Annotated in this window: 23 protein-coding genes and 1 tRNA gene; 13 read left to right on the top strand and 11 right to left on the bottom strand. The window is 63.9% G+C overall.

Going from position 1 to position 25272, the window contains the following annotated elements:
• Positions 1-117: 117 nt before the first annotated feature.
• Complete coding sequence (locus IGS74_RS11940; protein WP_192386357.1) at positions 118-687, top strand: TetR/AcrR family transcriptional regulator; 570 nt, start codon at positions 118-120, stop codon at positions 685-687.
• Positions 688-908: 221 nt separating this feature from the next.
• Here IGS74_RS11940 and IGS74_RS11935 read toward each other — a convergent pair whose 3' ends face one another.
• From IGS74_RS11935 to IGS74_RS11925, 3 genes are all read right to left on the bottom strand, one after another.
• Complete coding sequence (locus IGS74_RS11935) at positions 909-1790, bottom strand: serine hydrolase domain-containing protein (protein ID WP_192386355.1); 882 nt, start codon at positions 1788-1790, stop codon at positions 909-911.
• 330 nt (positions 1791-2120) lie between these two features.
• Positions 2121-2564 carry an SRPBCC family protein gene (locus IGS74_RS11930; RefSeq protein WP_192386353.1) on the bottom strand — a complete coding sequence of 148 codons (444 nt, stop codon included), beginning with the start codon at positions 2562-2564 and terminating at the stop codon, positions 2121-2123.
• A gap of 207 nt (positions 2565-2771) precedes the next feature.
• Complete coding sequence (locus IGS74_RS11925) at positions 2772-3923, bottom strand: DJ-1/PfpI family protein (protein ID WP_192386351.1); 1152 nt, start codon at positions 3921-3923, stop codon at positions 2772-2774.
• Positions 3924-4059: 136 nt separating this feature from the next.
• Between IGS74_RS11925 and IGS74_RS11920 the strand changes: the two genes are divergently transcribed.
• Complete coding sequence (locus IGS74_RS11920; protein WP_192386349.1) at positions 4060-5031, top strand: DJ-1/PfpI family protein; 972 nt, start codon at positions 4060-4062, stop codon at positions 5029-5031.
• Between the two features lie 212 nt (positions 5032-5243).
• Here IGS74_RS11920 and IGS74_RS11915 read toward each other — a convergent pair.
• The 4 genes from IGS74_RS11915 to IGS74_RS11905 form a co-directional block, all read right to left on the bottom strand.
• Positions 5244-5333 (bottom strand) — tRNA-Ser (locus tag IGS74_RS11915).
• 391 nt (positions 5334-5724) lie between these two features.
• The gene (locus IGS74_RS11910; RefSeq protein ID WP_192386347.1) at positions 5725-6762 is read right to left on the bottom strand and encodes a M48 family metallopeptidase; all 1038 of its coding nucleotides are present in this window, start codon (positions 6760-6762) and stop codon (positions 5725-5727) included.
• A gap of 282 nt (positions 6763-7044) precedes the next feature.
• Complete coding sequence (locus tag IGS74_RS20430) at positions 7045-7170, bottom strand: hypothetical protein (protein WP_280940220.1); 126 nt, start codon at positions 7168-7170, stop codon at positions 7045-7047.
• A gap of 390 nt (positions 7171-7560) precedes the next feature.
• Entirely contained in the window at positions 7561-7770 is a 210-nt protein-coding gene (locus tag IGS74_RS11905) for a cold-shock protein (RefSeq protein WP_039195727.1), read from the bottom strand.
• A gap of 554 nt (positions 7771-8324) precedes the next feature.
• Between IGS74_RS11905 and IGS74_RS11900 the strand changes: the two genes are divergently transcribed.
• The 8 genes from IGS74_RS11900 (at position 8325) to IGS74_RS11865 (ending at position 16011) form a co-directional block, all read left to right on the top strand.
• A complete protein-coding gene (locus IGS74_RS11900) occupies positions 8325-9356 on the top strand; it encodes a septal ring lytic transglycosylase RlpA family protein (RefSeq protein ID WP_192386345.1) in 1032 nt (343 codons plus the stop codon).
• A gap of 102 nt (positions 9357-9458) precedes the next feature.
• A complete protein-coding gene (locus tag IGS74_RS11895) occupies positions 9459-10655 on the top strand; it encodes a D-alanyl-D-alanine carboxypeptidase family protein (protein ID WP_246722535.1) in 1197 nt (398 codons plus the stop codon).
• A gap of 11 nt (positions 10656-10666) precedes the next feature.
• A complete protein-coding gene (gene tmk / locus IGS74_RS11890) occupies positions 10667-11302 on the top strand; it encodes a dTMP kinase (RefSeq protein WP_192386343.1) in 636 nt (211 codons plus the stop codon).
• Positions 11303-11305: 3 nt separating this feature from the next.
• The gene (locus IGS74_RS11885; RefSeq protein WP_192386341.1) at positions 11306-12322 is read left to right on the top strand and encodes a DNA polymerase III subunit delta'; all 1017 of its coding nucleotides are present in this window, start codon (positions 11306-11308) and stop codon (positions 12320-12322) included.
• A gap of 66 nt (positions 12323-12388) precedes the next feature.
• Complete coding sequence (metG, locus tag IGS74_RS11880; RefSeq protein ID WP_192386339.1) at positions 12389-13939, top strand: methionine--tRNA ligase; 1551 nt, start codon at positions 12389-12391, stop codon at positions 13937-13939.
• Positions 13936-14745 (top strand): TatD family hydrolase, encoded by an 810-nt coding sequence (locus tag IGS74_RS11875; RefSeq protein WP_192386337.1) that lies wholly within the window; start codon positions 13936-13938, stop codon positions 14743-14745. The genes metG and IGS74_RS11875 overlap by 4 nt, the downstream gene beginning before the upstream one ends.
• Complete coding sequence (locus IGS74_RS11870) at positions 14742-15551, top strand: MBL fold metallo-hydrolase (RefSeq protein WP_192386335.1); 810 nt, start codon at positions 14742-14744, stop codon at positions 15549-15551. The genes IGS74_RS11875 and IGS74_RS11870 overlap by 4 nt, the downstream gene beginning before the upstream one ends.
• A gap of 61 nt (positions 15552-15612) precedes the next feature.
• The gene (locus tag IGS74_RS11865; RefSeq protein WP_192386333.1) at positions 15613-16011 is read left to right on the top strand and encodes a VOC family protein; all 399 of its coding nucleotides are present in this window, start codon (positions 15613-15615) and stop codon (positions 16009-16011) included.
• 2 nt (positions 16012-16013) lie between these two features.
• Here the strand turns inward: IGS74_RS11865 and IGS74_RS11860 are convergent, their stop codons facing one another.
• Positions 16014-16460: an RbsD/FucU domain-containing protein gene (locus IGS74_RS11860; RefSeq protein ID WP_192386331.1), complete on the bottom strand. Its 447-nt coding sequence runs from the start codon at positions 16458-16460 to the stop codon at positions 16014-16016.
• A 189-nt stretch (positions 16461-16649) separates the two neighbouring features.
• Here IGS74_RS11860 and IGS74_RS11855 point away from each other — a divergent pair, with 189 nt between their 5' ends.
• The 3 genes from IGS74_RS11855 to IGS74_RS11845 are packed head-to-tail and all read left to right on the top strand — an operon-like array spanning position 16650 to position 20812.
• Positions 16650-17825 (top strand): GGDEF domain-containing protein, encoded by a 1176-nt coding sequence (locus tag IGS74_RS11855; protein ID WP_192386329.1) that lies wholly within the window; start codon positions 16650-16652, stop codon positions 17823-17825.
• 48 nt (positions 17826-17873) lie between these two features.
• Entirely contained in the window at positions 17874-20426 is a 2553-nt protein-coding gene (locus IGS74_RS11850) for a response regulator (RefSeq protein ID WP_192386327.1), read from the top strand.
• The gene (locus IGS74_RS11845; protein WP_192386325.1) at positions 20423-20812 is read left to right on the top strand and encodes a response regulator; all 390 of its coding nucleotides are present in this window, start codon (positions 20423-20425) and stop codon (positions 20810-20812) included. Before IGS74_RS11850 ends, IGS74_RS11845 begins: the two co-directional genes overlap by 4 nt.
• A gap of 10 nt (positions 20813-20822) precedes the next feature.
• Here IGS74_RS11845 and IGS74_RS11840 read toward each other — a convergent pair whose 3' ends face one another.
• The 3 genes from IGS74_RS11840 to IGS74_RS11830 form a co-directional block, all read right to left on the bottom strand.
• The gene (locus tag IGS74_RS11840) at positions 20823-22715 is read right to left on the bottom strand and encodes an AI-2E family transporter (RefSeq protein ID WP_192386323.1); all 1893 of its coding nucleotides are present in this window, start codon (positions 22713-22715) and stop codon (positions 20823-20825) included.
• 100 nt (positions 22716-22815) lie between these two features.
• Positions 22816-24117, bottom strand: coding sequence for an NCS2 family permease (locus tag IGS74_RS11835; RefSeq protein WP_192386321.1), 1302 nt, complete (start codon positions 24115-24117; stop codon positions 22816-22818).
• Between the two features lie 113 nt (positions 24118-24230).
• The gene (locus tag IGS74_RS11830; RefSeq protein ID WP_039195750.1) at positions 24231-25151 is read right to left on the bottom strand and encodes a LysR family transcriptional regulator; all 921 of its coding nucleotides are present in this window, start codon (positions 25149-25151) and stop codon (positions 24231-24233) included.
• Positions 25152-25272 lie beyond the last annotated feature (121 nt).

Here is a 25272-nt window from a genome sequence, read left to right as displayed (position 1 = left end):
GGAAAACTCAACCGGCTGTCCCTCGACAGGAGTCGTGTTTGAAGACGGGTGAAACATGCCGATACGATAAGCGCGCCCGCTGATTGAGTATATTCACTAGTCGGTATACATTCGGACATGGCCACTTCTGTAAGACCGACGCGCGAACGCATCATCGAGGCAGCCGGCAAGCTGTTCCACGCGGAAGGCATCCGCACCGTCAGTGTCGATGCCGTCGCCGAAAAGGCCGGGCTCACCAAGCGGACGCTCTACTATCACTTCCGCAGCAAAGACGATCTGATTGCCGCCTATCTTGAAACGCGGGACCAGCCTGATCTCGCGCTGTTCCAGCGGTGGTTCGCCGAGACTGAGGGCAGCACGGCGGACAAGGTGCAAGGCATCTTCCGGAATTTGGCGGCCTCCGCGCGCCATCCCAGGTGGAGGGGTTGCGGCTTCCTGCGGACCTCGGTCGAACTCATTCACCAGCCGGGACATCCAGCAATCCTGGCGGGCCGCGCGCATAAGAGACGGGTTGAGGACTGGCTGTGCGTCGTGCTGGAGGAAATGCGCTCCGCGGACGAAGCGCGCCGTCTCGCGCGTCAGATCATTCTTCTGCTCGATGGGGCTTTCGCTGTCGTTCTTCTACACAAGGACGCCAGCTATATGGACAGCGCTGGCGAAGCTGCAGCGCAGTTGATCGCAGGTTGAAGCGAAACCCCGTCAATCACGACCGAGCCGCGCATTCGGCACGAGGTTGTCACCCATGTCTTACGGGCGATCTGTTACCTATGTCTTCGGGCTGTACACGGCGGTGTTTGGCGGGGCGAAGCCGGCGAAACGGAAAACTACATCGACGCTATAGCCCTCCAGAATTGAGCATCAGGTTCAGGGCCACAATGGGTGGGAAGTGGGAAGGGGACGGTCGACTTTCAGGTCGTAATCTTACGATCGCTGTCGTCCTTTAGCGCGCGAAACGCTTCGGCTACGGGATCTATACCTGTTCCAGTGGACGCCCAGACCGCGCAGGCGGCACCTCCTTGGCCGTAGACGGCAATCTCGCTGCCCGGACCGCTGCCGGTATGGCCTATCGGATGGTCAATCGGATTCGTGGCCCGGAGCATTAGCCCCATCCCGTATGCCGGATCGGGGTACAGGTCGTTGCGAAACTGCGGGAGAGCTTTCGACTGTCGCATTCGTGACAGCGTCCGCTCGTTTAGCAATTGGTCTTGGAGCAAAAGTTGGAGCAGCCGTGCGGCGTCCATCGCGGTTCCAATTGCCAGGCCATGATAGACCCACCCCGGGTGATAGTCGGTTGCTTCCCCCATGCTCACGTCGGCGAGATCGGCAGGACCTGTAGCAAGCCGAGCCGTTGTCAGTCCTGCCGGGTTGAAAACAAGATCCGTGAGAGCCTCAGCGAGCGGCCGGTCCGAAGCCTGTTCTATCAAACGGCCAACCCACCAGTAGCCGATGTTGGAATATGCCCAGCCATGTCCTGGCTCGTAGCGCAGCCGATCCGCGTCGACCGCTGCCATGAGCTTATCGATCGGCCATGGCGATCGGCCCGCCGCAACGTCGGCGTGATAGGCAGCCAGCATACCGTAATCCGGCAACCCAGCCTCGTGACGAAGGAGCTGAGCCGGCGTGAATGGTCTGCCTGAGACTGTTTGGTCCAGGTCAATCCTGTTACCCTCCGACAAGCGTAGTAGCGCAACGGAAAGAACTGTCTTGGTAAGACTCCGCCACGGAACAGCGGTCGCGATCCCGGATAAGTCGATTTTGCCGTCCGCGCCTATGATTGCCCGTGCTTCCATCCCACAAACTTATCCGTCTCGGCTCTGAAAGCGAACACGACTGCTTTCGGTGAGGCCGGTGGCGGTGCCGACCCGCGAGGGACTTGTGGGTCACCCGTCACCTCGATGATCAGACCGTCTCGGACGTACATCCGGTTGAGGCCGCGAGCTGACCCACTTTTGAAGTCGAAGCCTCAGCGATTGATCGCGCGATCGCCCGTGGTGGCCATGTCGTCGACATTGAAGTTAGCAACCGGGTCGGTGCGAGGGCTTCCCGAGCGCGACGCCAGCTTCATGCCATCGTATCAGCCGTGATCTAACGCTACCGACAGTTCACCGACCCGGTCCGCATTACTGATTGATCTCCGGCACGACGAGCTTTGTGAGCTTGTCGAGCGAGTCCTGCCAGCCGAGATAGCAGGCGTCGGCGGGAATCACGTCCGGCACACCCTCCTGCTGGATGTTGACCTCCGTGCCCGCTGACACGGCCTTCAACGTCACAGTGACCTTCATCTCACCCGGCAAGTTGGGATCGTCAAAGCTGTCGGTATAGATGAGGCGTTCGCCCGCAACGAGCTCCAGATAGGTGCCGCCGAAAGAGTGACTGTGGCCAGTCGTGAAGTTCCGAAACGACATCTTGTGCCTGCCGCCGACCTTTGCATCCAGCTCCCGGACGGTGCAGACAAACCCGTATGGTGGAAGCCAGCTCGCCACCGCGTCCGGTTCGAGGAATGCACGATACAGCTTGTCAGGCTTCGTCGCGATGACGCGGTGCAGGCGGATCGTACTGGGCATGGAACTCTCCCTGTGATTTGGATTTTTCGGGTTTCTCCGATCGTGCTGTGCGGCGAGATCGGAGCACGGTATCAGGCAATCGTCCCGCTTCCTTTTCCGTTTGTACATCTTACGGGCGGTCAACCGCCCTCAGATGCCGTGAAAACGAGCGGAGGCGCTAGAAACCGACAAGACGTCGGAAAAAGTCTGGGCGCAGTGCCGACTCCGTCATTGATCGGTGGTCGGCCGCGGATACTCGCGCTGCATGGCAACCACATCGGCTGTGCGCGCTCCGTAGCGTGCGGTGATCGCGTCGAGCACGAGGTGGAGCGCATCGGCCGGCATGCGGTCGGAAAAGGTCAACACATCCCGACCTTCCGGCCAGTCAGTGCCCACCCGGTCGGGCGTGACGCGGACGCCGTACTTGGTCACCACCGCGGCCGGAGAACCAGCATAGCTCGTCGCGTTCGAACGGTAGGTTCGCGACCACGCATCGGCGACCGGCGCGAGTGACACCTCGTCCATACCCGGCTCCAGCCTTACGCCGAGTTCCTCCCGGTTCCAGAAGGATATCCGATTGGTAAGCACCGTCGTCGCGAATGGGCGCGTCAGCATGAACGCGGCGCTCGCATGGCGCATATCCCAAGTGTCCACCCCCAGATCATGAGCGACCGCTTCCGCCTTGGCCTGCCCGGCAATTGCCTCGATCAGCGTCAGCATCATGGGCATGGAAAGGGTGATGCCGGTTGTCGTCGCGATTGTACCGTCGATCACCATCCGTCGGTCGGCGACGTACCGAACCGTCGGAGTTTCGGCGCGCAGTTGCCTGAGGAAATACCAGTGTGTCGTCGCTCGCCTGCCGTCCAGCAGACCGGCCGCGCCGACCACCGTGGCTCCGACGCACACGCTGACGATGGTCGCGCCCTTTTCGGCCTGGCTCCTGATCCATGCCAGCGCGGCCGGATCGTCATGAGGTTCCATGGCCGGCACGATCACGTAGTCGGCGCCCTGCGGGTGCGCGGCGTCGAACGCCGCGATCGTCGCATCCGGCTCGATCTTGAGCGCCGGATAGAGCTGCACCGGCCCCGGTCCGGTCGCCAGCATCATCACGTCGGCGATGTCGGCCCGTCGCAAGATCCCGGCTGGCATCAGGTAATCGGTCGTCTCGGTGGCGTCGTTGATACCGATGATGGCGATCAAAGGCCGTTCCCGCTTCGGCGGCTGCAATGATGCCAGCACGGCGTCCATCTCCTCCTGCGGCACCCCTGGCGCTTCGGCGGCCGCCGTCGCGGAGGGCAGGCTAAACACCCAGCCGCCAAATCCGACCAGCGAAAAGACGACGAGGGTGGCACCTCCCCATATCAACCAAGCTTTCGACATCACCGCGTCACCCGATAGGAAAGATCGAGGGAGGCGCCTTGTCGGTGGTTTGCCTTCACAGCGCGCCCATTGGGTGCCCGGAACCTAGCACTCGTCAGGCGTGGCAGAAATGACAAAAAGATGCTAATTTCTGCCAATGCACCGTGTCACGCTTATCGTCTATCCGGGTTTTGAACTGCTCGACGTTTCCGGTCCGGCCTCGGTTTTCAACGGCGCCAACCGGGCCTTGGGCCAGCGGGGACAATCGGCGTTCTACAAGATCGTGATCGCATCCGCGGAGGGTGGCGCGGTCGAAAGCAGCAGCGGCGTCGCGATGGAGACTCTGCAAATCGCCGAACTGGTACCCGGGACGGTCGACACAGTTCTGGTGGTGGGAGCCGAGCGCGAGCCTTTGTTGAAGGCGGTGGCTGACCCAGCCTTACGGGCTTCCCTGCCGCGACTGGCCAGCGAAGCCGAACGGTTCGGCTCCGTCTGCACCGGCGGCTTCGTTCTGGCCGCGCTCGGATTGCTCGACGGCCGCCGCATCGCGACGCACTGGGATTCCTGCGAGCCGTTCGCAAAAACCTTTCCGAAGGTCACGGTCGATCACGACGCGCTTTACGTCGTCGACGGTCGGCTATGGACGTCGGCCGGGGTCACGACCGGCATCGACATGGCGCTGGCCATGGTCTCGCGTGACTTGGACGCAGCGATCGCCGGCGAGGTCGCCAGGCGGCTCGTGCTCTATGCAAGGCGTCCAGGCTACCAATCCCAATTCAGCCCGATCCTTGAAGCGCAGGTTAAGGGCGACAGCCCGTTTGACGACCTCATCGGCTGGATACAGTCGAACCTCGACGCACCACTCGATGTGCCCGTGCTGGCAACCCGTGCCGGGCTCACCGAACGTACCTTCCATCGCAAGTTCGTGACGGCGACAGGCATGACGCCCGCCCGCTTCGTCGAAGCCGCGAGGCTCGATGCCGCGCGCATGCTCCTTTCGCGTGGGCTGTCGTTAAAGACGGTCGCAGCGGAAGTGGGCCTGTTCCCGCCCGCACGCCTCGCCAACGCCTTCGAACGCCGCTTCGGCATTGCGCCGAGGTTGTACCGTGACATGCACGCCGAACTGTGAGTGCCGACACGCGACCCATTTGCGTTGGGATTCAATGTCAGGTTTTTGGCGATGCCATAAATGCAGGAATGGCCGACATAAGGTCGAAAATCGCCGTTCGCTGCCCCAAGATTTATCGGGTCGTAGCCTAGAATAGGCGGTTCTACATGCCGATTGGTGGGTATGCGATGACTGGCGGTTATCGGCGGCAATATCGCGCAATCGGCGGTGTCTGGCGGAAGGGGTGGGATTCGAACCCACGGTACGGTCTCCCGCACGGCGGTTTTCAAGACCGCTGCCTTAAACCACTCGGCCACCCTTCCAGCGCTTGAAATCATTGAGCTTTTTAGTCTTTACGCCGACCTATTTCTCGCCGTTGCTACAACTTTGCTACCCAATGATTTTACGAGGCCGTCTTTACCGCCTTGCGGATCGCGGCGTCAACTTGTTCCGCAGCGTCGGTGCCCATTCCCGACATGACGTGGCTACAGATGTCCGGATTGATGGCGATCGTCGGGCGTCCAGGCCTTTCCCGGCGCCCTTCGGATGAACGCCAGCGGCCGGCATCTGCCTAGCGTGGCTGTGCCTCAGGTCGTGGAGCGGGTGCGGGGCAGGGGTCTTCGCCAGAATGCGGGTCCCTCATGCGTCAGCGAATTCGGCCGAAGCGGTTGTGCTCGTGCCCGCGGGGATTCCCCCAGTCCGGGCCGAGATGGACTAGAAGTTCATGTTCGCGCAGAGCTCCGTGTTGTTCGGCACACGGCCGCCGCAACTATTGCCGAACTCTTCCTCTTCGCTGTCCACCGGTGCAGCGTAATAGAGGTCGTCGCAAGCCTGCATATCGCCTTCGCGGCAGGTGGCCATCAGCCCGTCGAGATCCTCCGTCTCAGCCCCTGCCTGCGATGCATCAGGGGCTGGATCACCTCCTACAGTAAGGTGGGTGAGGGCCGGAAGATGGGGAAGCGCCTGAATGATGCCATAGGGCACGGCGATAGCCAGCGCCACGATGGTCAGCATGATCGCTACAGCGCGGAGCGGCCCCCGGGCGGAACGGTGAATGGTTCCAAGCGGAGCGGTCAGCGCATCGACGCGAGCCGACAGCGGCGGATAGTTCGACAACCAGCGTGCGATGGTCATCCAGCCGGTATCGAGGTCGTTCTGCTGTCGGATATAGGCGTCGACATTGATGTTCGGCGCCAGGGCACGCCCGCCGGCAAGCACAAGAAGGCCACGACGCGCACCGGCTTCATCGCCGCACAGAGCCGCTCCCCAGCGGTCGCAGGTGTATTCGCACGCGCGCGAATAGGCGGTACCGAGAAACGGCATGAAGCGACCCGGGGCCGTTAGAATGAACCAGTTCAGGTGACCGGAGCGCAGATGACCGATCTCATGGCCAATGATCATGTCGCGGGCCACCGTGTCCGAGCCGCAGGCGTCCAGAAGATCGGTGTAGAGAACGACGTACTGGCCACGGAACAGCTTGGTCGCCATGGCATTCAACATGCCGTCCGACTGCAGGAGATAGGTGCGCGGCACCTTGCGCAATCCTGCCTTCTCCGACAGATCGACCACGCGGCTGTGGATGTCGGTGAACTGGTCCGGCCCAACCAGAATTGCATTGCCGCGCAGATGCACGACATAGACGAGTTGCAAGACGAACAGGACGAGCGCGATCAGGATCACATAGAGCAGGATCAGCCCGAAGCTTCCGGCCAGGAGCAGGGCCCAGATGGCGAGCGAGAAGACGAGAACCATAACGAATAGTGGTATCTCACTTGGCCAACGTCGCACCTGAACAGCCTGGCCAAGGCCTTGTGATCCTTTTGTCAGCACAGTGCATATCCCCCTTGCGCGGCGTTCCGCCGCAGGCGGTACGCCCGCATCTCAACCTGCGCAACAAGATTCTTGCGTCGGCGTCCTGTCGGCGTTGATTGTTGCGGAAGGGCTTGTGGATGCCGGGAAGGCAGGAGCGGTTCTCGTCAGGGCGAGGGCTTGTGCGCCCCCGTCCTGGTTCGGCAGCGGGCACCGACGCCGCGTTTATTTTTTCTTGGCGGGTTGGGTGCTGGAGGTGCCGCCCTTGAGGCTCGGCGCCGCCGCTATGACCTTTTCCTTCACCTTCTTCGGCTTGCGGGCCTCTTTGGAGCCGCGTGATTTCTCGCCCATCGGTCGATCCTTTCGCAAGTGGAGCCTGATACTTGCACAGATGCTGCAAGCCGCACTCATGAAATCGTACGGGCGCACCGAGAGGAGGCTTTCTGATGTCCCGCCCTTAGTCGTCGAGGGTGCTGCGTCGTCGAGCCTGCTACCCGGGCGGGCGGGTCACCTCATCATGGGCGTCGGCGTACCGGTCAGGCGCCTGCGTCGAGCGGGCTTCTTGCAGTCGCTGCCTTAGCCTGGTTGCCTAATCCGCCAAAGCCGGATGACGCAGCGAATCGGCCTTTGGCCTTTGCGCAATGCAGACGAACTGATTTGCGAAAAAGTATCGATCGCCGTGTCGATGCCGGCGCAAATGGATCGGTGGCGATGCCCTGGACACCGCCACCGAACGTGAAACTAAAGGAGCTTAAGGTTTACGGCCTTGTCGCCCTTGCCGCGACGATCCGGCTCGGTGTCGTAGGAAACCTTCTGGCCGTCGTTCAGGGCGTTGATCCCCGAATTCTGTACCGCCGAAATGTGAACGAAGGTGTCCGGACCCCCATTGTCCGGAGTGATGAAGCCGAACCCTTTGTCGGCGTTGAAGAATTTAACAGTGCCAGTAGCCATGAGTGTCTTTCGGTAACGACCGCGAACGTGCGGCAAACCCACAATGGCATGATTTTGGGGTCAGATACAAATTGTGGCTTGAATCCGTCATAAACCGTCCCACGCCACACGCCCCGCAAAGGCATCGACCGGCGCAGTTTTCCTGTGAATGATATCAGAAAAGATAAAGCTTTCTGTACGGCAGTGTACTGCACTTTATCCTTTATACATTCATCTTGCTTCCTTGCGCGAAAATTTACCCGCGATCAACCCGGAAACACGCGTTTGTCATTACTGGCTTGCCTTGCGTGTTAATTTGTTGGTAACAATTTCCGAAGAGGGATGGCCGCGTTCCAGTTGGCCGGTATCTGCAGGCGTCACATCTGAGGGGACAAAAGATGAAAATGACTGCCGATGCGTCACGATCCCGCGTGGCGCCTGTCGTTATCGCTGTATGTGCGACCGCCTTGCTGGCAGCCTGCCAATCCGGTTCTTCCACTCATGCCGAGCTGGCGCCCGAGCCGGACGCGCCGGCCTTTACCGTTGCTGAGTACGGCGTGGACGCAAGTCCCCGCGTGACCAACCTGAAACAGGTACGCAAGGGCGGCGGCCGCGACCATGTCGGCAAGCCGTACAAGGTCAAGGGCAAGTGGTACTATCCCAAGGAAGACGAAGGTTACGCCAAGGCCGGCAAGGCTTCCTGGTACGGAGCCAACTTCCACGGCCGGTTGACCGCCAACGGCGAAGTCTACGACATGTATCACCTGTCGGCCGCCCATCCGACATTCCCGCTTCCGTCCTATGCCCGCGTGACCAACAAGAGCAACGGCAATTCCGTGCTCGTACGCGTCAACGACAGGGGCCCGTTCTCCCATAACCGTATCGTCGACGTTTCGTCCAAGGCCGCCGATGTCCTTGGCTTCAAGAACGCCGGTATTGCCGACGTCCATGTCGAATATGTCGGCCGTGCCCCTGTCGACGGCGACGATACGTCCATGCTGATGGCCTCGTTCCGGCCAGGCGGGCAGGGCGGAGAGCAGGACGGCCTGCCGCAGGGCGTCATGGTCGCCTCGGCCGAGCGCCCGAGCGACGAGATGCTCGTGGCGGCGGCCTTCGCCTCCGCCGGTCATGATGCGCCCGTCGGCACCACGGCAGCCGCCGCAGGCAGCGGCGTACCGGGCGTCCGGTCCATGCAGGCCATCCAGCAGGCGACGGCGGCTGAGCGCGCGGCGCGCAGCGAAGGCTTCGCAATGCCGGTCGCGGCCCCCGCGCCGACGGCACCTGCTTTCGCACCCATGCCCACCCCGCGGTCCGGCATGCTCTCCTACGCACCGGCAGAGACGCAGAGCAACGCGTTCAGCGCCCTTGCCGCCATTGCGGCCGGCACCGAGACCATCGAGCTCGGGATCCTGACGGACGCAACCGTGCTGGCCGGCGTGGAGGCACTGGCCGCAAAACACGGCAATGTGACGCGTGAAGCGGTCCCGGCGGAGTTCGGCGGCGGCGTTTCCCTGACGCTCGCTTTGGCGCCCGGCGAAAGCGCCGACACGGTGTTGCAGGCCCTGTGGATGAGCGGCGCTGAAGATGCCTTCGTCGTCAAGGAATGAGTTAACGATACCGCGAAGCTTTTGACGATGCGGCCGCCCGGTCATGGCGGTCGGCTCTGGGTTTGCTACACTGCCGGTTGAACTGTTGCGGCGGAGGAACCCATGATCAGCTTCAGCCCGGCGTGTGCGTCAATCCTTCCCCGCATGTCCGTCCTGCTGCTGCTCGCCCTCGCGGTGCCCGCCGCCGCGCAGGATGCCGAACCGTCCTTCTTCAACCAGACAAAGGCGCGCCAGGCCCTCATCGTGGATGGCGAGACGCGCGCCGTCCTGTTGGAGAAAAACGCCGACGTCGCCTTCGGGCCGGCCTCGCTGGCGAAGCTGATGACGATGGAAATCGTCTTCGATGCGTTGAAGCGGGGCGAAATTTCGCTGACCGACAGCTTCACCGTCAGCGAGCATGCCTGGCGTACCGGGGGCGCGCCCTCCCGGACATCGACCATGTTCGCGGCGGTCAAGTCCAGTGTGACGGTGGACGCGCTGCTGCAGGGCGCCATCGTGCAGGCCGCCAACGATGCCTGCATCGTGTTGGCGGAAGGCATGTCCGGCTCCGAGGCCGCCTTCGCCCAACGCATGAACCGGCGTGCCGCCGAGATCGGGCTGACGGGCAGCCATTTCGTCAACCCGACGGGTCTACCGGCAGAGGGGCAAAGCGTAACGGCGCGGGACCTGGTGACGCTGGCGCGGCATATCGAGACGACCTATCCCGAGTATTACCGGCTTTATTCGCAGCCCGAGTTCGAGTGGAACAAGATCCTGCAGCGCAATCGCAACCCGCTGCTGCGTCTGGATATCGGCGCGACCGGCATGGGCACCGGCTTCACCGAGGCTTCCGGGTTCTCGCTCGTCGGGGTCACGGAACGCGGCGGCCGCAAGACCTTCATCGCCCTCGGCGGCCTTGCCAGCGATGCGGAGCGGGCGCGCGAGGCGGAGACGCTGTTGAAGTGGGCCAACGACACGTTCGAAAGGCGGGAGGTGTTCTCGGCGGACGAAATCGTCGGGCATGCCACCGTCTATGGCGGGACGGTACCGCGCGTGTCGCTGCGCACCGCCGAGGACGTCGTCGCCTATGTGCCGAATGCATCGCCCGATCTGGTCAAGGCTGTGATGATCTATGACGGGCCCTTGCGTGCGCCGATCGAGAAGGGGCAGAAGATAGGCCGGGTCGAGATGCGGATCGAGAATCAGGCGAGCATCGTGCGTGACCTGTTCGCCGGCGAGGACGTGCCCCAGGGCACATTTTCCAGCCGCGCTCTGGATGCCGCGCACGAACTGGCCTTCGGCTGGATCCGCGCATTGTAGGAAGGCGCGACTTGGCGGGGCTGTTCATCACTTTCGAAGGCGGAGAAGGCAGCGGCAAGTCCACGCAGGTCGCACGGCTGGCGGAGGCGCTGCGAAAGCTTGGGCGCACCGTCGTCACGACGCGCGAGCCGGGCGGCACCACGGGGGCGGACATGATCCGCGAGATGGTGCTTGGCGGTGACGCGGAGGCGTTTGGAAACGATGTCGAGGCAGCCTTGTTTGCCGCGGCGCGCGCCGACCATGTGGACAGCGTGATCGCGCCGGCTTTGGCCGGGGGCGCGGACGTCATCTGCGACAGGTTCCACGATTCGACCCGCGTTTACCAAGGGCGCGGCGACAATGCGCGCTATCTTGAAGCGCTGGAAGACGCAGCCATGGGCGACTGTCGCCCCACAATGACCTTCATTCTCGATCTACCGGCGGAAGAGGGCCTGCGCCGGGCGGCGGCGCGGCGCAAGACGGCCACCGCCGACCGCTTCGAAGCCGAGGCGTCCAGCCTCCACGAAGAGCGGCGCCTGGCTTTCCTGGCGATCGCCGCGCGTGAGCCGGAGCGGTGCCATATCATCGACGCGCGGCGTCCGGTCGATATCGTGGCAGACGATATACTTGCCCGCGTCGCCGAGCGCCTGGGCCTGACGGAAGCCTGATCCATGTCGGATGCGGACCTGGTCGCGCAGCAGCGGCACGACGATATGGATGGCATTCCGCCGCCCGCAGCACGGCTGGATGTCGTCGGGCATGACGCAGCCCTCGGCGCGTTGACGCAGGCGCTGGATGACGGCCGCATGCACCATGCCTGGCTGCTGCAGGGGCCGCAGGGCATCGGCAAGGCAACGCTTGCCTTCGCCTTCGCCCGCACGCTGCTGGCCTCCACGGGCGAGGACACGGTCGCAGTGGCGCGACAGGTGGCGCAGGGGGCGCATCCCCGGCTGATCCATCTCAGCCGTCCGCTGGCCGACAGGGGCGGCGGCTTCAAGACGCAGATCACCGTGGACGAAATTCGGCGGCTGACGCACTTCTTCCATACGACGGCGGGCCTCGGCTGGCGGGTCGCCATCGTCGACCCGGCCGACGACATGAACCGCAATGCCGCCAATGCGCTGCTGAAGATCCTGGAGGAGCCGCCGGCGCGCTCGCTGTTCCTGATCGTGAACCACATGCCCGGCCGGCTGCTGCCCACCATCCGCTCGCGCTGCAGGGTCCTGCGGCTGGGCGAGCTGCAGGCGCCGGAGATTGCGTCCCGACTGCGCCGGGACGTTCCGGACGCCTCGGACGACGAGATCGCACAGGCATCCGCGCAAGCCATGGGCAGCATGCGGACCGGCTTCCAGAACCTGATCGGTGGCGGCGGCGAGGTGAATGCGCAGGTGCAGCGCCTCTTTGTACTGTCCACGCCGGACTGGGCGGGCATCCAGGCACTGGCCGACGCCGTTTCCGCAAAGGGGCGCGAGGCGTCTTACGGGCTGATGGTCCGGGAGTTGTTCCAGGCGCTGGCTGCGGAGTCTGAAAAGGCGCTGGCCGGCGGAGACCTGCGTGCCGCCGAGCGGCTCGCCGCATTCTGGCAGTCGGAGGATGCCCGCTGGCGGGAGGGCGAAGCCTATAATCTCGATCGCAAGCAGATGCTGCTGACCTTCTTTACCGGGCTTTCCGCCGCGCGAAACGATTGAGCCCATCGCCCGGATGCATTATCTCGCTTGGCATACGACTTATCGCGACTGGATTCCGGAACCATCATGGCCGAACGCTACTATCTGACGACCGCCATTTCCTACCCGAATGGCCGTCCGCACATCGGCCACGCCTACGAGTTGATCGCCACCGACGCCATCGCCCGTTTCAAGCGGCTCGACGGCGCGGAAGTCCTGTTCCTGACCGGCACGGACGAGCATGGCATCAAGATGCTGCAGACGGCCCGCAACCTCGGCATCGAACCGCTCGAGCTGGCGACCCGCAATGCGGACGAGTTCCGCGCGATGGGCCGCTGCGTCAACGCTTCCAACGACGATTTCATCCGGACGACGGAGGCACGCCACAAGATCGCCAGCCAGGAGATCTGGCGTCGCATGCTGGATGCCGGCGATATCTACAAGGGTTCCTATTCCGGCTGGTATTCGGTGCGGGACGAAGCCTATTACGGCGAGGACGAGACACGCGTCACCGAAGGCGGAACGCGTCTCGGCCCTCAGGGCAGCCCGGTGGAATGGGTGGAGGAGGAAAGCTACTTCTTCCGCCTGTCGAAGTTTCAGGATCGCCTTCTGGCCCTCTACGAAGACAATCCCGGCTTCATCGCGCCAGCCGAACGACGTAACGAGGTCGTGTCCTTCGTCAGGTCCGGATTGCGGGATCTGTCCATCTCGCGCACGACATTCGATTGGGGCATTCCGGTGCCGGGGGACGAGCGGCACGTCATGTATGTCTGGGTCGACGCCCTGACGAACTACCTGACGGCAACGGGCTTCCCCAACGAAGGAGAGCGGAGCGCCTTCTGGCCGGCCGACCTGCACGTCGTGGGCAAGGATATCGTCCGGTTCCACACGGTTTACTGGCCGGCCTTCCTGATGTCGGCGGGGATACCGCTGCCCAAACGCGTCTTCGTGCACGGCTTCCTCTTCAACCGGGGCGAGAAGATGTCGAAATCCGTCGGCAACGTCATCGATCCGATGGCGCTGATCGACACCTACGGGCTGGATCAGTTCCGCTACTTCCTGCTGCGCGAAGTGCCCTTCGGGCAGGATGGGAACTATTCACACGAAGCCATTGTAAACCGTACCAATTCCGAACTTGCCAACGATCTTGGAAACTTGGCGCAACGCTCGCTTTCGATGATCGCCAAGCATTGCGATGGCCAGGTGCCGCAGCCCGGCCGGTTCGCGCCGGAGGACGAGGCGATCCTGTCGGCGTCGGGCAATCTTCTGGCGCAGGCGCGCGAGGCGATGGCGCGTCAGGAGCTCCATGTCGTGCTGGGCCAGGTCGTCTCCGTCATCTCGGAGGCGAACCGCTATTTCGCCGGGCAGGAGCCGTGGGCCCTTCGCAAGTCCGATCCGGCGCGCATGGCGACGGTTCTCTACGTGACGGCGGAAGTCGTCCGCCGCGCGGCTATCCTGCTGCAGCCCTTCATGCCGGATTCCTGCGCCCGGCTGCTGGATTTGTTGGCGGTGGCGCCCGACGAGCGCAGTTTCACCGCTCTTTCCGACGGGAACGGTCTGGAGCCCGGACGCTCCATGCCGGCACCGCAAGGGGTGTTCCCGCGTTACGTGGAGGCGGAAGGCCAGACCGCATCATGACCCTGCCATTCATCGTCGATAGTCACTGCCACCTCGATTTCCCGGATTTCGACGGGGAACGCGATGCGCTGATAGCCCGTGCCGCCGAGAATGGCGTGCGCCTGATGGTGACGATCTCCACCAGGGTCGAGCGCCTGCCGGTGCTTCTGGATATCGTCGACACCTATTCCAATGTCTACGCCACGGTCGGCACGCATCCCAACAGCGCAGCGGACGAGCCGGACGTGCCGACGGACCGCCTCGTGACGCTGAGCGCCCACAAAAAGATCGTCGGTATCGGCGAGGCCGGGCTGGACTATCACTACGACAAGGCCGGCCCGGCGGTGCAGGAGGTGGTGTTCCGCCGCCATATCGACGCCGCGCGGGAAACAGGGTTGCCATTGGTCATCCATGCACGGGACGCCGACGCGGACATGGAGCGCATTCTTGCTGAGGAAATGGCAAGGGGCGCTTTCCCATTCCTGCTGCACTGCTTTTCGTCCGGCCCACGGCTTGCCGAGGCCGGGCTGGACATGGGCGGCTACATCTCCTTTTCCGGCATCCTGACCTTCAACCGCTCCGAAGATATCCGCGCCGTCGCGGCGGCCAGCCCCATGGATCGAATCCTGGTGGAAACGGATGCACCCTTCCTGGCGCCGCCCCCATTCCGGGGTAAGCGCAACGAACCGGCCTACACCCGGTACACAGCCGAGGTCCTCGCCAAGGTGAAGGGCCTGACGCTGGACGAGGTCGCCGCCGCCACCAGCGACAATTTCTTCCGTCTGTTCGCAAAGACGCCGGACCCGCGCGCAGCCGAGGCGGCGTGAGCGAGCGACTGGAATTGACGATCCTGGGGTGCGGGTCATCGCCAGGCGTGCCGCGCGTAAACGGCGACTGGGGCGCCTGCGACCCAGCCCAGCCGCGCAACAGGCGCAGGCGGGCGGCCGCCCTGGTGCGCCGGTACGGCCCGGATGGCGTCACGACGGTCGCGATCGATTGCGGCCCGGATTTCCGCAACCAGATGCTGGATGCCGAAGTGCGGCATCTCGATGCCGTGGTGCTGACCCATCCGCACGCGGATCATATCCATGGGATCGACGATGTCCGGGGCTTTGCGCAAGACAGGCGCGGGCTGGTGCCGGTGTTCGCCGACGAGCCCACATTCGCCCGGGTGTTCGAGGCTTTCGCTTACTGTTTCCAGACACCGGAAGGCAGCAACTACCCCCCCATCGTCGAGCATGTCCCGATATGGGGCGGGCAGCCCTTTGCCATCGAGGGTGCCGGCGGGGCGATCACGCTCCGGCCTTTTCACCAGGTCCATGGCCGTATCCTGTCGCTTGGCTTCCGGATCGGCGACATCGCCTACTGCAGCGACGTTTCGGACTTTCCGGCGGCCGCGATCGAGGAGATTTCCGGCGCCGAGCTTTTGATTATCGACGCGCTCCAGCGTCGTCCGCACCCCAGCCATCTGTCGCTGGACGAAGCCCTGCAATGGATCGGCCGCCTGAATGTCGGACGGGCGGTGCTCACGCATATGCATACCCCGCTCGACTATGACACATTATGTGCCGAGCTACCGCCCCATGTGCGGCCGGCCTATGACGGGCAGACATTCGACTTCCCGATCCACTGAGCGGTTGCCTTCGATATATGTTCCCGTTATGTTCCTATTATGGGATCGGCGGGAGAGGGCGATGAAGGGAAAGATCAGTCTGGTGACATTGGGCGTACGGGATCTCGCCCGCGCGACGGCCTTTTATAAAGCGCTCGGCTTCAAGCCGTATCCGGTGGACGCCCAGGGCGTCTCCTTCTTCGAGCTCGATGGAAGCTGGCTGAGCCTCTACCCGCGTGAGTCGTTGGCCGACGACGCTGGCGTGGCGCCGGCAGGAGCCGGTTTTCCCGGCATTACCCTGGCGCACAACGTCGCGGCGAAAGGCGATGTCGACGCCGCCCTCGCGGAGGCGGAGCGCGCCGGCGCCCGCATCGTCAAGCAGGCGACCGACGCATTCTGGGGCGGGCGCTCCGGATACTTCGCCGATCCGGACGGCTTTCTATGGGAGATCGCCTGGAACCCGGCGATGGACCTCACCTGAGGTCAATCGAAGATGACGCCCTTCTTCAGGATGAAGCAGCCATAGGGGCGCGCCTCTGTCGTGCGTACGACCGCGTAGGCCCTGGCCGCCGCCTCGTAGAAGGCGAAGCGCTCGACCGTCTCCATGCGGATCGGCTTTCCTTCGGCTTCGTCGATAACCCGTTGCATGTCTGTATGGACTTCCAGCACGGCGCTGAAATCGTCCACGACGCCCATCCGCCGCACCGGTGCCTCCACGAAGGAATCGAGCGGATACAGCTTCAGGATTTCGCGCGCGGCCTGCGTCGTGTCCACGTTGGACAGGCGAATGCAGCGGCCCGTGACGGTGGACGCGGCCACCGACTCGGCCGGGAAATTGCGATCGGCAATGACAAGGTCGTCGCCATGGCCCATTTCGGCGAGGGTCAGGAGAAGCTCGGGTGAAATGAGCGGCGGAATCAGTTTCAACATCCTTGGTCGTCCTCCAGAAGCGGGCGGGTCACGCGTGCCGCTTCTCTAAACCATGGGTGCTTGCCGTGCCATATCGGAGATTGCACACGCCTTTCGTCTGAGGCAAGGTAAGTTCATATGGGCTCCATGCATTGCCACGCCGTACGGAACGGTCGATGCAGGAGCGCATCCCTCTACGATGATGGTTTCATGTACCTGGATCAGACGACCCTGCTGACAGCCGCTGGGCTTTCCAGCGCCGCGCTCGCGGTCGCCTTTCTGACGTCCTGGATTTTTTTCCGCAACGAGAGGCATCTTCTGGTATGGGCCACCGGCCTCATAGCCATCATCATCGCCATCGTCCTGTTTAACAGCGGCGAGGGATACCCTTTGGTCCTGCGTCTGCCCGCCATGGCATTGCTGGTTGCCGGGTTCGTCGCCATCGATTGCGGTTCGAGCCTGTTCTGCGCGCGGCGGATGCACTGGCGGCTTCCGGTCGGTATCGGCCTTTTCGGCATCGTCGCGGTGACGCTTCTCTTCCTGCAGGGTTTGTCCGGTATTGCCACCGCAAGCGCCAACGTGGCGGTCGCGACGCTGATGTCGCTGACCGGCTGGCGCTTCTGGATGCATCGGCACGAGGCGCTGCTCGGCATGGGCGCGGTTGCCATGCTCTATGCCGTGACCGCCCTGTCCTTTGCAGCATGCGCCGCCGTACTCCTCATCGAGGGCCCTGCCGTACTGACGGCTCGCCCGTCGAACTGGGCGGAAGAGTTCAACGCCGTGGCCTCCATCGTCGGGTTGACGAGCATCGGGGCGATCTCCTTTGCGCTGATGCAGTTCCGGACGAGCCAGCAGCATCGCCGCGCATCGCTGACAGACCCGCTGACGCAGCTCCCCAACCGGCGCGCGCTGACCGACAATTTCCTCGATGTGCCGGTGGCGCCGGGCACCTGCCTCATCCTTTTCGACCTGGACCATTTCAAGCAGATCAACGACAGGTACGGCCACGCGGCGGGGGACATGACCCTCGTCCACTTCGCGGGCATTCTTGCAGACCACGTGTCGGACGACGCGATTGCGGCCCGCCTCGGCGGCGAGGAGTTCGGCGTGATGATGCGCAACGTTGCGGCATCACAGGCGCATGCGCTGGGCGAGGCGGTCCGCCGCACACTGGCGCAGACCCCCGTTTCCACAGACGGCGAAACGATCATCGCCACCGTGACGGCGGGGTTCGCCATCGCTTCCGATGGCCAGGAAACCGGCGTTACCCTGTTCAGCCGTGCCGACCGCGCCCTTTACGAGGCAAAAAGGGCAGGGCGCAACCGGGTTCTGGGTGCGCAACCGGAGCTTGTTCGCACCTCGGGGGGACTGTCAGAAACGGCCTGAGGGACCATCTTCCAGGACATCGGTTTTCTGGCCACGGGTACGGATTGCATGGATGATGGTTCGGCAAGGGGGACGTCCGGCCTGATCGGCCGTCTGGGCCGCTTCGAGAAGGCCGCGATCGCCGCGCTTGCGATCGGGATCGCAATGTTTGCCTGGACCTTCTGGTCATCGTCCCAGAAGACGGATGCCATCGCCGCGCAGGTCCGCCTGATCGACGAGACGCAGAAGGTCCTTTCGACGCTTCTGTCGATCGAGTCCGGCCAGCGCGGATATGTCCTCACCGGGCTGGAGAATTTCCTGGAGCCCTACGAAGGCGCGCTGGCGGCGCTGGGCGCACAGATATCCCAGCTCGAGACCGCATGGTCCGATGCCGATGCCGATGGCGCGGCCCTGGAAGACCTGCGGTCCGCCATCGGGGCACAGACGCAGTTTGCCGAAGAGGCGGTGCGGACCCGCGCCGTGTCCGGCTTCGAGGCAGCGGCGCAGATGGTGCGGTCCGGCGAAGGCAAGGCGCGCATGGATGCGGTGCGTGCCATCATCAATACCGTTCAGGAAGGGGCTTCAACGCGCATCGCGTCCATCACGATAGAGCGGCGGCAGGCCGAGATGATCTCGGGCATAGCGTTCGCCATCGCGGCCGTCGCGGCATTGGCGCTTGCCTGGCTTGCCCTGCGCCGGCAGGCGCGGCTTCGCGAGACCAACGCCCAGTTCGAGGCGCTGGCCGAGAACATCCCGCAGATGGCATGGATGGCGCGAAAGAACGGCGACATCTTCTGGTATAATCGCCGCTGGGTCGATTATACCGGTCGCACCCTGGAGGAGATGGGAGGCGATCGCTGGCTTGCTGCGGTGCATCCCGACCATGTCGACCGCGTCAAAGCGGGGTTCGGCGCTTCGGTCGCCGCCGCGCGAGAATGGGAAGATACCTTTCCCCTGCGGGGCGCCGACGAAACCTATGGATGGTTCCTGACGCGCGCGGTGCCGATCCGGGGCCCGGACGGCACCGTTCTGCGCTGGTTCGGCACCAATACCGACGTGACGCATCAACGCGCCCAGGAGCGCGAACTGGAAACCGCCCGTGACATAGCAGAGAATGCGAACAGGGCGAAAAGCCAGTTCATCGCCAATATGAGCCACGAGCTGCGCACGCCGCTGACGGCCGTCATCGGCTATACCGAGATGCTCGAGGAAGAAGTGACCGAGATGGGCGAGCAGACCTTGCTTGCGGATCTTGGCAAGATCAACGCCAATGCCCGCCATCTCCTGAGCCTGATCAACGACGTCCTCGACCTGTCGAAGATCGAGGCCGAGCGGATGGAGGTCTTCACCGAAAGCTTTGCCGTCGACACCGCCGTTGAAGAGATCGCGGCCACCGTCGGAAGCCTCATGGACAAGAAGGGTAACCGCTTCGTCGTCGACGCAGCGCCCGGCCTGGGCGAGGCGCACACGGACCAGGTCAAGCTGCGGCAATGCGTCATCAATCTTCTGTCCAACGCGGCCAAGTTCACCGAGAATGGAACCATCGTCCTTCGGGTGCGGCGCGAGGCGGCCGACAAGCGCGACTGGCTTGTCTTCGAGGTCCAGGACGACGGCATCGGCATGACGCAGGAAGAGCTGGGCCGGCTGTTCCAGCGGTTTACGCAGGCCGATGCCTCGACCACGCGGAAATTCGGCGGCACCGGGCTTGGCCTCGCCATCACCAAGGCTTTCGCCAAGATGCTGGGGGGCGACATCGCGGTCGTCAGCCGGCCGGGCGAGGGGTCCACGTTCACGATCAAAATTCCCGCTATCGCCACGGCCAGTGTCGTGGAGGCGCCTTCGATGCAGCCGATCGCCGCGGCGGAGCGCAATGCATCGTCCGGCGTGGTGCTGGCCATCGATGACGATCCCAACGCACGCGAGCTGGTTGCGCGCTTCCTGACGCGCGAGGGGTTCCTTGTCCGCACCGCGGCCGATGGCCTGGCGGGGCTGGAGATGGCGGCGCTGGTGCGCCCGGATGTCATTCTTCTCGATGTGACGATGCCGCGCATGGACGGCTGGTCGGTGTTGTCGGCGCTCAAGGCCGATGCGGACCTGTCCCGGATCCCGGTGGTGATGCTGACGGTAATCGACGAGCACAGCCTCGGCTATGCGCTGGGTGCTTCCGACTACCTGCTCAAGCCCGTGGAGTGGGGGCAGTTGCGCAAGGTGATGGACCGCTTCCGCACGGCCGAGAACGCCTTGGTGCTGGCTGTCGACGATGACGAGGATTTCCTGGCTCGCACGCGTGAGATCCTGGAGCGCGAGGGGTATGGTGTCATGACGGCGTCCAACGGACACATGGCGCTGGAAGCCCTTGCGGAAAAGACGCCCGACCTGATCCTGACGGATCTGGTTATGCCGCAGATGGACGGCTTCGCCTTCATCCGGGCCGCGCGCGCCCGACCGGACACGGCACAGACCCCGATCATCGTATTGACGTCGAAAGACCTGACGCGGGAGGAATTCCGCAAACTGCGTGCCGAGACCGACGAGGTCATCGCGAAAAAGGAGATCGAATTGCCGGAGCTTGCCGCCCAGATACGCGTTATCGTTTCGCCAGCACAGGAGACATCCGAATGACGCGTATCCTTCTTGTCGAGGACCATGAGGAAATCTGGGATTTTCTGTCGCGGCGCCTGCAACGTAAGGGGTATGAGGTCATCCTGGCCCATGACGGGCAGGACGGTATCGACAAGGCGCGCATCACCAACCCCGACATCATCCTGCTCGACATGAACCTGCCGGTCGTGGATGGCTGGACGGCCGCGCGGACCATCCGCGCCGATGCCTCCCTGCCGCGTATGCCCATCATCGCCTTGACGGCACATGCCATGTCCGGCGACCGCGAGAAGACGATCGCCGCCGGCTGCGACGACTATCACGCAAAGCCCGTGGATTTCGCGAGGCTGCTCGGCCAGATCGAGGCGCTGGTGGAGAAGGAAGGCAGCGACGAGCCCGTCGCGTAAGGCCCGCTTGTTATTTCGCGGCCAGCTTCTGCGCCTCCACCAGCGCCGCCGCGAATGTGGTGACGAGCGCGTCGGTGTGGAGGCGGGTGGAGAGCTGCTCCACCATGGCCGGATCCCGCTGCCGCCATATGCCGACGAAGACATGCGCCTTCGGAGCGATCCGGTGCACTTGGCGCACCATCATGCGCAGGTGGACGGTGGAGAGCGGCTCCAGGAAGGACAGGCAGACAAGGCGGACGTCTGAAGCATCGGCGGCGGAAGGCGGGTTCTTGGCAAGGTCCGCCCATGCCGCGGTTTCGGCCGTCAGCCCATGCCGCGTCAATAGCTGGGCCAGCATCGCCGCCACCGTCCCATCGAGCGGATCGTTGCCGGATATGCAGACCACGGGCCGGGCGACGCGCCATTCGGGCTTGAGGTCTTCCGGGCGCTGCACCACCAGCGCGCCTGCCGTATCCGGCCCGGCGGCCTCCACTGCCGCCTTGGCCTCGGTACGTACCACGCCGCCGCGCGGTAGCGGGCTTTCCACCCTGTCGAGCCGTTCCACGAGCGCCATCGCCGCATGCTGCAGCGTCTCCAGCCGCTTGCCCTGCACCGCAAGCCGCGCGACATCGTCGTGGGCGATCCTGATGCCTTCCAGCGCCACTTCGTCGTAATAGGTCACCAGCGCCCGCTCCCGCAGGAATTCGCGTGCCTGCAGCCCCGCCTCCTGCGGCTCTCCGGCCAGCATCCGCTGGTAGAATATCTGCGGCGGCGACAGGGCCGGCTTGTCACCGAACATGATGTCGATGATGCCGAGTGCGGGAACGTAACGCGCCAGCACGACGAGGCAGATCGTAAGGGGCGTCGCCAGGATCAGCCCGACCGGGCCCCACAGCAGCGCCCATATCAGGGCCGCAAGAATGATCGCGACTGGCGAAAGACCGGATGAATGCCCATAGAGAATGGGTTCTACGATGTTGGACATCGCCGTCTCCACGGCGATGTAGAGTAGGGCGGTCCACAGGATCATGTTCCAGCCCGGATCGACCGCGAAGGCCAGCATCATCGGCAGCCCCGCGCCTATGAAGCCACCGACATAGGGAATGTATCGAAGGATGCCGCCGAGGACGCCCCACAGGAACGGGCTCGGCACGCCGATCAGATAGAGGCCCGCGCCGGTGATGAGACCGAAGGCCGCGTTCATGCCGAACTGGAACAGGAGCAGGCGTGACAGGCGAAAGGCGGCATCGTCGATAGCCGCCGTCGTCTGCTGGAGGTCGTCGGTGCCCGCAAGGCGGATGAAGCGGTTCCGCAAGTCTTCGCGCTGAAGCAGGATGAAGATGGCGAAGACGATGACGATGCCGAGCGTCGTCAGCGGACCGAGGAGAGGCGAAATGACGGCCGTGGCCGTGGCCAGCGCGCCTCCGCCGGGGGAAACGATCGTCACCGGCATCGGCCGGGCAACTCCGGGGCTGTCCGCCTCCACGGCGCCGCTGCCACCGATCTTCTCGATATCCGAGGCGATGCCCTGCAGGGCTTCCAGCGCGCGCCCGTAAGGGCCGCTCGGACGCGCCTCACCCTCGGCGACGCTATCGAGCTTCTGCTGGATCGTGGCGCGGTAGCCCGGCAGGTCCTCGGCAAGATTGGCGACCTGCGAGAAGATCAGCAGGATCAGCGCGACGATCGCGCATGTCGCCGTCAGGATGGCGGCGGAAATGGCAAGGCTGCGCGGAACGTTCAACCTTTGCAGCCCGATCACGATGGGCGCCAGCACGAAGGACAACAGGATGCCCAGGGCAAAGGGCACGAAGATTTCCCGGCCAAGATACAGGATCGCCGAGATGCTCAAGACAAGCACGGTTACCGCCAGGGCGGTCAGCAGCGGCAGAAGCCTCCGCATCTGCTGGGATGAAATGATATCCATGAATTTTGGGCCCCGACGGTGTACATCGCGAAGATAGAGCGTGCGGCCGCCCGGGGGAGGAGTGGCCGGCAGTCCGAATTTGGACCGCCGGCCAAGGGCATCACTCGCCGAAGAAGGCGAACTTGATGGCGAAGAGCGCTGCGATGATCCAGGTTGCGGGATGCACTTCGCGGCCGCGCCCCGTCACCAGCTTCAACACCGCATAGGAGATGAAGCCGAAGGCGAGGCCGTTGGCGATCGAATAGGTGAAAGGCATGGCCAGCGCCGTCAGCGCCGCCGGCGCGGCGGTGGTGACGTCTTCCCAGTCCACCTCGACGAGCTCGCGCATCATCAGCGTGGCGACGAACAGCAATGCCGGCGCCGTTGCCGCCGCGGGCACGGCCGCTGCCAGCGGCGAGAAGAACATGGCCAGAAGAAACAGGACGGCCACGGTGAGGGCCGTCAGGCCGGACCGGCCACCGGCCTGCACGCCCGATGCGCTTTCGACATAGGCGGTCGTGGACGATGTGCCGAGCATCGAGCCGGCCAGGATGGCGGTCGAATCCGCCATGAGGGCGCGGCTGAGGTTCGGGTTCTGGTGGGTGGGCCCTTCTTTCAGCAGGCCGGCGCGCTTGGCGACGCCGATCAAGGTGCCGGTGGCGTCGAACACCTCCACCAGCACCATGACCAGCACGACATGGACGATGCCGAAGCCGAGGGCGCCCCAGATGTCCAGTTGCAGGAAGGTGGGCGCCAGGGATGGGGGCAGGTCGACGATGCCGGCAAAGGTGGCGTCCCCGGTTATCATTGCCGCCAGCGTGACGACGATGATGCCGATCAGGATCGCGCCCTTTACGCGCAGCGCATCCAGCGCCGCGATCAGGAAGAAGCCGCCTATGGCCAGAAGCGTCGTGCTGGCCGTGAGATCGCCGAGGGTTATCAGCGTGGCCGGGCTGGCGACGACGACACCGGCGCTCTTGAGCGCGATGATGGCCAGGAACAGGCCGATGCCGGCGGCGATGGCGCTGCGCATGGAAGCCGGTATCCCGGCGATCAGCCACCGGCGCACGCCGGTCACGGACAGGAACAGGAAGATGAGGCCGGAGATGAAGACCGCTCCGAGCGCCTGCTGCCATGTGAAGCCGAGCCCTGCGACGACGGTGAAGGCAAAGAAGGCATTGAGGCCCATGCCCGGCGCCATGGCCACCGGCCAGTTCGCCCAAAGGCCCATGATCGCCGAGCCGAGCGCGGCGGCAAGGCAGGTGGCCACGAAGACCGCTCCGTGGTCCATGCCCGTGGTGGCGAGGATTTCCGGGTTAACGAAGATGATGTACGCCATCGTCAAAAACGTGGTGACACCGGCGATTACCTCGGTACGGACATTGGTGCCCAATGCCTCGAGGTCGAACCATTTCCCTGCCATCATTCCTCCCGGTGGTGTCGGGTTAAATCCCGCTTATGCGGGCCAGAATACGGAGATCGCGGCAAGGTGATTAACCAGAACTCGCGCACTCAGTTTCTACAGATGATTGAAAATCAAGCCGCGCCCCCTGACAACAATCGCTGATGGGCTTTCTTTGCTTCGCGTACGGCAAAGTCCACGAAGACTTTCAACTTCGGATTGCGCATGCGGCTGTGGGGATACAGAAGGCCGAATCGCGCCGGAGGCGGCGCATGCCTGGGCAGCAGCTCCACCAGCCTGCCTGCCGCCAGGTCGGCGGCCACCTCGAAGCGCGGCCGGTTGACGATGCCGGCCCCCGCCCGCGCCCATTCCAGGAGGAGGCCGCTGTCATCGGCGTCGAAGCTGCCTTTGACCAGCATCTTCTGTGGTCCGTCCGGGCCTGTCAGAACCCAGTAATACTCCGTCGAGCGTGGGTAGCGCAGCAGCAGGCAGTTGTGTGCGGCAAGGTCTTCGGGCCGTTCCGGTGCGCTGTGGCGCGCAATGTAGGACGGGGCGGCGCAGATGACGCGGTCGCAGTCCGCGATATGGGCCCAGCTCAGTCCGGAATCGTGCAGTTCCCCCAGAAAGAAGACGAGATCGAGACTGTCGTCGAAGACGTCGATGGTCCGGTCGGTCAGCCGGACCCGCAGCTCTATGTCGGGATAGGCGTCCGCAAAGGCCGGGATGATCGGCCCGACGATGATCTTGCCCGCCACCAGCGGGGCGGCCACGCGTATGGTTCCGCGCGGGCGTCCGGCATAGCCGGCCATCTGCGCGTCGGCCTCCTCGACGGCATCGACGATGCGCCGCGCATGTTCATAGTAGAGCTGCGCCGCCTCCGTCGGCTTCAGCTTGCGCGTCGTGCGGTTGAAAAGCTGGATGCCCAGCGCCTGCTCCAGCGCGCGGATGCGGTTTGAGGCGACGGCCGGCGTCATGCGCACGTCGCGGCCCCCGGCGGTGATGCTGCCCAGTTCGACGACGCGAATGAAGAGTTTGAGGCTGTCTATGTGCGTCATGCGATGTCCGACCGATGGCAGGAGGGCCGCGATTATCTACGCGATCTATAAAGTCTTCATCGAAACGATGCCTGTCGGCAAGGGGGCATTCGGACCTAGTCTCACCGGGATACAGGGAGGA

This window comes from Aureimonas sp. OT7, assembly GCF_014844055.1.
GTDB classification, from domain to species: Bacteria; Pseudomonadota; Alphaproteobacteria; order Rhizobiales; family Rhizobiaceae; genus Aureimonas; species Aureimonas altamirensis_A.
The sequence above is the reverse complement of the archived record's forward strand: the minus strand, read 5'-3'. Positions and strand labels throughout refer to the sequence as shown.

Excerpts from the sequence above, each read along its gene's own strand:
- IGS74_RS11940 (WP_192386357.1), top strand. The coding sequence starts at position 118 with ATGGCCACTTCTGTAAGACCGACGCGCGAACGCATCATCGAGGCAGCC.
- IGS74_RS11935 (WP_192386355.1), bottom strand. The coding sequence starts at position 1,790 with ATGGAAGCACGGGCAATCATAGGCGCGGACGGCAAAATCGACTTATCC.
- IGS74_RS11930 (WP_192386353.1), bottom strand. The coding sequence starts at position 2,564 with ATGCCCAGTACGATCCGCCTGCACCGCGTCATCGCGACGAAGCCTGAC.
- IGS74_RS11925 (WP_192386351.1), bottom strand. The coding sequence starts at position 3,923 with ATGTCGAAAGCTTGGTTGATATGGGGAGGTGCCACCCTCGTCGTCTTT.
- IGS74_RS11920 (WP_192386349.1), top strand. The coding sequence starts at position 4,060 with ATGCACCGTGTCACGCTTATCGTCTATCCGGGTTTTGAACTGCTCGAC.
- IGS74_RS11910 (WP_192386347.1), bottom strand. The coding sequence starts at position 6,762 with ATGGTTCTCGTCTTCTCGCTCGCCATCTGGGCCCTGCTCCTGGCCGGA.
- IGS74_RS20430 (WP_280940220.1), bottom strand. The coding sequence starts at position 7,170 with ATGGGCGAGAAATCACGCGGCTCCAAAGAGGCCCGCAAGCCGAAGAAG.
- IGS74_RS11905 (WP_039195727.1), bottom strand. The coding sequence starts at position 7,770 with ATGGCTACTGGCACTGTTAAATTCTTCAACGCCGACAAAGGGTTCGGC.
- IGS74_RS11895 (WP_246722535.1), top strand. The coding sequence starts at position 9,459 with ATGATCAGCTTCAGCCCGGCGTGTGCGTCAATCCTTCCCCGCATGTCC.
- IGS74_RS11885 (WP_192386341.1), top strand. The coding sequence starts at position 11,306 with ATGTCGGATGCGGACCTGGTCGCGCAGCAGCGGCACGACGATATGGAT.
- metG (WP_192386339.1), top strand. The coding sequence starts at position 12,389 with ATGGCCGAACGCTACTATCTGACGACCGCCATTTCCTACCCGAATGGC.
- IGS74_RS11875 (WP_192386337.1), top strand. The coding sequence starts at position 13,936 with ATGACCCTGCCATTCATCGTCGATAGTCACTGCCACCTCGATTTCCCG.
- IGS74_RS11865 (WP_192386333.1), top strand. The coding sequence starts at position 15,613 with ATGAAGGGAAAGATCAGTCTGGTGACATTGGGCGTACGGGATCTCGCC.
- IGS74_RS11860 (WP_192386331.1), bottom strand. The coding sequence starts at position 16,460 with ATGTTGAAACTGATTCCGCCGCTCATTTCACCCGAGCTTCTCCTGACC.
- IGS74_RS11855 (WP_192386329.1), top strand. The coding sequence starts at position 16,650 with ATGTACCTGGATCAGACGACCCTGCTGACAGCCGCTGGGCTTTCCAGC.
- IGS74_RS11850 (WP_192386327.1), top strand. The coding sequence starts at position 17,874 with ATGGATGATGGTTCGGCAAGGGGGACGTCCGGCCTGATCGGCCGTCTG.
- IGS74_RS11845 (WP_192386325.1), top strand. The coding sequence starts at position 20,423 with ATGACGCGTATCCTTCTTGTCGAGGACCATGAGGAAATCTGGGATTTT.
- IGS74_RS11840 (WP_192386323.1), bottom strand. The coding sequence starts at position 22,715 with ATGGATATCATTTCATCCCAGCAGATGCGGAGGCTTCTGCCGCTGCTG.
- IGS74_RS11835 (WP_192386321.1), bottom strand. The coding sequence starts at position 24,117 with ATGGCAGGGAAATGGTTCGACCTCGAGGCATTGGGCACCAATGTCCGT.
- IGS74_RS11830 (WP_039195750.1), bottom strand. The coding sequence starts at position 25,151 with ATGACGCACATAGACAGCCTCAAACTCTTCATTCGCGTCGTCGAACTG.